The organism is Streptomyces sp. 549 (assembly GCF_030124175.1).
Lineage (GTDB): Bacteria > Actinomycetota > Actinomycetes > Streptomycetales > Streptomycetaceae > Streptomyces.
On sequence record NZ_JASKMT010000056.1, the window covers coordinates 1 to 5464 of the forward strand.

The following is a 5464-nucleotide window of genomic DNA, read 5'->3' on the forward strand; positions in this document are numbered from 1 at the left end:
AACACCGAAGGGAAGCGCCCGGAGGAGGCCCGGAAGGGAATCCGAAGGAAGCGTCCGTTCCTTGAGAACTCAACAGCGTGCTAAAAGTCAACGCCAATATGTTGATTCCTCGTCTCGCTCTTGCCGCTGACCGGTCTGGTTGGTGGTGGGGTGGATGATGGTTTCTTTGAGATGTAACAAATCCAGTTGGGATGCAGTGAACTGTGGGGCTTATTCCGCTCCTGGTTCCGCTCTGGTGGATGTTCAAACATTCATGGAGAGTTTGATCCTGGCTCAGGACGAACGCTGGCGGCGTGCTTAACACATGCAAGTCGAACGATGAAGCCTTTCGGGGTGGATTAGTGGCGAACGGGTGAGTAACACGTGGGCAATCTGCCCTGCACTCTGGGACAAGCCCTGGAAACGGGGTCTAATACCGGATACGACACATCACTGCATGGTGAATGTGTGGAAAGCTCCGGCGGTGCAGGATGAGCCCGCGGCCTATCAGCTTGTTGGTGGGGTAATGGCCTACCAAGGCGACGACGGGTAGCCGGCCTGAGAGGGCGACCGGCCACACTGGGACTGAGACACGGCCCAGACTCCTACGGGAGGCAGCAGTGGGGAATATTGCACAATGGGCGAAAGCCTGATGCAGCGACGCCGCGTGAGGGATGACGGCCTTCGGGTTGTAAACCTCTTTCAGCAGGGAAGAAGCGCAAGTGACGGTACCTGCAGAAGAAGCACCGGCTAACTACGTGCCAGCAGCCGCGGTAATACGTAGGGTGCGAGCGTTGTCCGGAATTATTGGGCGTAAAGAGCTCGTAGGCGGCTTGTCACGTCGGATGTGAAAGCCCGGGGCTTAACCCCGGGTCTGCATTCGATACGGGCAGGCTAGAGTTCGGTAGGGGAGATCGGAATTCCTGGTGTAGCGGTGAAATGCGCAGATATCAGGAGGAACACCGGTGGCGAAGGCGGATCTCTGGGCCGATACTGACGCTGAGGAGCGAAAGCGTGGGGAGCGAACAGGATTAGATACCCTGGTAGTCCACGCCGTAAACGTTGGGAACTAGGTGTGGGCGACATTCCACGTCGTCCGTGCCGCAGCTAACGCATTAAGTTCCCCGCCTGGGGAGTACGGCCGCAAGGCTAAAACTCAAAGGAATTGACGGGGGCCCGCACAAGCGGCGGAGCATGTGGCTTAATTCGACGCAACGCGAAGAACCTTACCAAGGCTTGACATACACCGGAAACATCCAGAGATGGGTGCCCCCTTGTGGTCGGTGTACAGGTGGTGCATGGCTGTCGTCAGCTCGTGTCGTGAGATGTTGGGTTAAGTCCCGCAACGAGCGCAACCCTTGTTCTGTGTTGCCAGCATGCCTTTCGGGGTGATGGGGACTCACAGGAAACTGCCGGGGTCAACTCGGAGGAAGGTGGGGACGACGTCAAGTCATCATGCCCCTTATGTCTTGGGCTGCACACGTGCTACAATGGCCGGTACAATGAGCTGCGATACCGCAAGGTGGAGCGAATCTCAAAAAGCCGGTCTCAGTTCGGATTGGGGTCTGCAACTCGACCCCATGAAGTCGGAGTCGCTAGTAATCGCAGATCAGCATTGCTGCGGTGAATACGTTCCCGGGCCTTGTACACACCGCCCGTCACGTCACGAAAGTCGGTAACACCCGAAGCCGGTGGCCCAACCCCTTGTGGGAGGGAATCGTCGAAGGTGGGACTGGCGATTGGGACGAAGTCGTAACAAGGTAGCCGTACCGGAAGGTGCGGCTGGATCACCTCCTTTCTAAGGAGCATCTCCCTGCTCGTTCAACTCGCCGTCATGGTGGGTGCGGGTGGGGCAGAGGCCAGTTCATCGGCGTATGTCCGGTGCTGGTGGCTCATGGGTGGAACGTTGACTATTCAATCGGCTTTCTTCGGCCTGTCCTAGTACTGCGTGCTCTTCGGGGTGTGTGTGGAACGGGTGGTCGGGGTGGGTTGGTTGGGCACGCTGTTGGGTGTCTGAGGGCATGGGCATTTGTGCTTGTGGTCCTTGGGTTGCCGGTCCCGGTGTACTCGCTCGTAGTGGGCGGGGTGGTGGGTGGCTGGTTGTTGTTTGAGAACTGCACAGTGGACGCGAGCATCTGTGGCCAAGTTTTTAAGGGCGCACGGTGGATGCCTTGGCACCAGGAACCGATGAAGGACGTGGGAGGCCGCGATAGGCCCCGGGGAGCTGTCAACCGAGCTTTGATCCGGGGGTGTCCGAATGGGGAAACCCGGCAGTCGTCATGGGCTGTCACCCGCTGCTGAACGCATAGGCAGTGTGGAGGGAACGCGGGGAAGTGAAACATCTCAGTACCCGCAGGAAGAGAAAACAACCGTGATTCCGGGAGTAGTGGCGAGCGAAACCGGATGAGGCTAAACCGTTTGTGTGTGATACCCGGCAGGGGTTGCGCGAGCGGGGTTGTGGGAGTTTCTTTGATTGGTCTGCCGGCCGGTCGGTGAGTTAGAAACCATTGCGGTAGGCGAAGGGCATGCGAAAGGCCCGGCGTAGAGGGTAAGACCCCCGTAGCTGAAATCGTGATGGCTCACTTAGGAGCCACCCAAGTAGCATAGGGCCCGAGAAATCCTGTGTGAATCTGGCGGGACCACCCGCTAAGCCTAAATATTCCCTGGTGACCGATAGCGGATAGTACCGTGAGGGAATGGTGAAAAGTACCGCGGGAGCGGAGTGAAATAGTACCTGAAACCGTGTGCCTACAAGCCGTGGGAGCGTCGCCGTATGTGACTTGTCGCATGCGGTCGTGACTGCGTGCCTTTTGAAGAATGAGCCTGCGAGTTTGCGGTATGTTGCGAGGTTAACCCGTGTGGGGGAGCCGTAGCGAAAGCGAGTCCTAATAGGGCGGTTGAGTAGCATGCTCAAGACCCGAAGCGGAGTGATCTAGCCATGGGCAGGGTGAAGCGGAGGTAAGACTTCGTGGAGGCCCGAACCCACCAGGGTTGAAAACCTGGGGGATGACCTGTGGTTAGGGGTGAAAGGCCAATCAAACTCCGTGATAGCTGGTTCTCCCCGAAATGCATTTAGGTGCAGCGTCGTGTGTTTCTTGCCGGAGGTAGAGCACTGGATAGGCGATGGGCCCTACCGGGTTACTGACCTTAGCCAAACTCCGAATGCCGGTAAGTGAGAGCGCGGCAGTGAGACTGTGGGGGATAAGCTCCATGGTCGAGAGGGAAACAGCCCAGAGCATCGACTAAGGCCCCTAAGCGTGTGCTAAGTGGGAAAGGATGTGGAGTCGCAGAGACAACCAGGAGGTTGGCTTAGAAGCAGCCACCCTTGAAAGAGTGCGTAATAGCTCACTGGTCAAGTGATTCTGCGCCGACAATGTAGCGGGGCTCAAGCACACCGCCGAAGTCATGTCATTCCAGCGTGATGCCTTAACGGGTGTTGGGATGGGTAGGGGAGCGTCGTGTGCCGGGTGAAGCAGCACCGGAAGGTAGTTGTGGACGGTTCACGAGTGAGAATGCAGGCATGAGTAGCGATACAAGAGTGGGAAACTCTTGCGCCGATTGACTAAGGGTTCCTGGGTCAAGCTGATCTGCCCAGGGTAAGTCGGGACCTAAGGCGAGGCCGACAGGCGTAGTCGATGGACAACCGGTTGATATTCCGGTACCCGCTTTGAAGCGCCCAACATCGAATCTTCTGATGCTAAGGCCGTGAAGCCGCCCTGATCTCTTCGGAGTTGAGGGGAGTGGTGGAGCCGCTGAACCAAGGTGGTAGTAGGTGAGTGATGGGGTGACGCAGGAAGGTAGTCCAGCCCGGGCGGTGGTTGTCCCGGGGTAAGGGTGTAGCCCGAGAGGTAGGGAAATCCGTCTCTCGTTATATGGGTGAGACCTGATGCCGAGCCGATTGTGGTGAAGTGGATGATCCTATGCTGTCGAGAAAAGCCTCTAGCGATGTTTCAAGGCGGCCCGTACCCTAAACCGACTCAGGTAGTCAGGTAGAGAATACCGAGGCGTTCGGGTGAACTATGGTTAAGGAACTCGGCAAAATGCCCCCGTAACTTCGGGAGAAGGGGGGCCACGTCTGGTGACCGGGACTTGCTTCCGGGTGCTGGGTGTGGCCGCAGAGACCAGCGAGAAGCGACTGTTTACTAAAAACACAGGTCCGTGCGAAGCCGTAAGGCGATGTATACGGACTGACGCCTGCCCGGTGCTGGAACGTTAAGGGGACCGGTTAGTGCACTTTCGGGTGTGCGAAGCTGAGAACTTAAGCGCCAGTAAACGGCGGTGGTAACTATAACCATCCTAAGGTAGCGAAATTCCTTGTCGGGTAAGTTCCGACCTGCACGAATGGCGTAACGACTTCTTGACTGTCTCAACCATAGGCCCGGTGAAATTGCATTACGAGTAAAGATGCTCGTTTCGCGCAGCAGGACGGAAAGACCCCGGGACCTTTACTATAGCTTGATATTGGTGTTCGGTTCGGCTTGTGTAGGATAGGTGGGAGACGTGGAAGCATGCACGCCAGTGTGTGTGGAGTCGTTGTTGAAATACCACTCTGGTCGTGCTGGATGTCTAACCTGGGTCCGTGATCCGGATCAGGGACAGTGTCTGGTGGGTAGTTTAACTGGGGCGGTTGCCTCCTAAAGTGTAACGGAGGCGCCCAAAGGTTCCCTCAGCCTGGTTGGTAATCAGGTGTTGAGTGTAAGTGCACAAGGGAGCTTGACTGTGAGACTGACGGGTCGAGCAGGGACGAAAGTCGGGACTAGTGATCCGGCGGTGGCTTGTGGAAGCGCCGTCGCTCAACGGATAAAAGGTACCCCGGGGATAACAGGCTGATCTTCCCCAAGAGTCCATATCGACGGGATGGTTTGGCACCTCGATGTCGGCTCGTCGCATCCTGGGGCTGGAGTCGGTCCCAAGGGTTGGGCTGTTCGCCCATTAAAGCGGTACGCGAGCTGGGTTTAGAACGTCGTGAGACAGTTCGGTCCCTATCCGCTGCGCGCGCAGGAGTCTTGAGAAGGGCTGTCCCTAGTACGAGAGGACCGGGACGGACGAACCTCTGGTGTGCCAGTTGTTCTGCCAAGGGCATGGCTGGTTGGCTACGTTCGGAAAGGATAACCGCTGAAAGCATCTAAGCGGGAAGCCTGCTTCGAGATGAGGACTCCCTCCCCCTTTGAGGGGTTAAGGCTCCCAGTAGACGACTGGGTTGATAGGCCAGATATGGAAGGTCCGTGAGGGCTGGAGTTGACTGGTACTAATAGGCCGAGGGCTTGTCCGTAGGTGCTCGCGTCCACTGTGTTGGTTCTGAAACCACAACCAGCATTCTTCCTTTTTCGCATCCCGTGTGGCCACGGGGATGCGGGGGAGGGCTGGTGTTTCATAGTGTTTCGGTGGTCATGGCGAGAGGGAAACGCCCGGTTACATTCCGAACCCGGAAGCTAAGCCTTTCAGCGCCGATGGTACTGCATGCGGGAGCGTGTGGGAGAGTAGG

General features: G+C 57.4%; 3 rRNA genes. All 3 read left to right on the top strand.

Going from position 1 to position 5464, the window contains the following annotated elements:
- Positions 1–250: 250 nt before the first annotated feature.
- Positions 251–1777 (top strand): 16S ribosomal RNA (locus QNO07_RS27350).
- 341 nt (positions 1778–2118) lie between these two features.
- Positions 2119–5251 (top strand): 23S ribosomal RNA (locus tag QNO07_RS27355).
- Positions 5252–5359: 108 nt separating this feature from the next.
- Positions 5360–5464, top strand: a 5S ribosomal RNA gene (rrf, locus tag QNO07_RS27360); the annotation flags it as partial.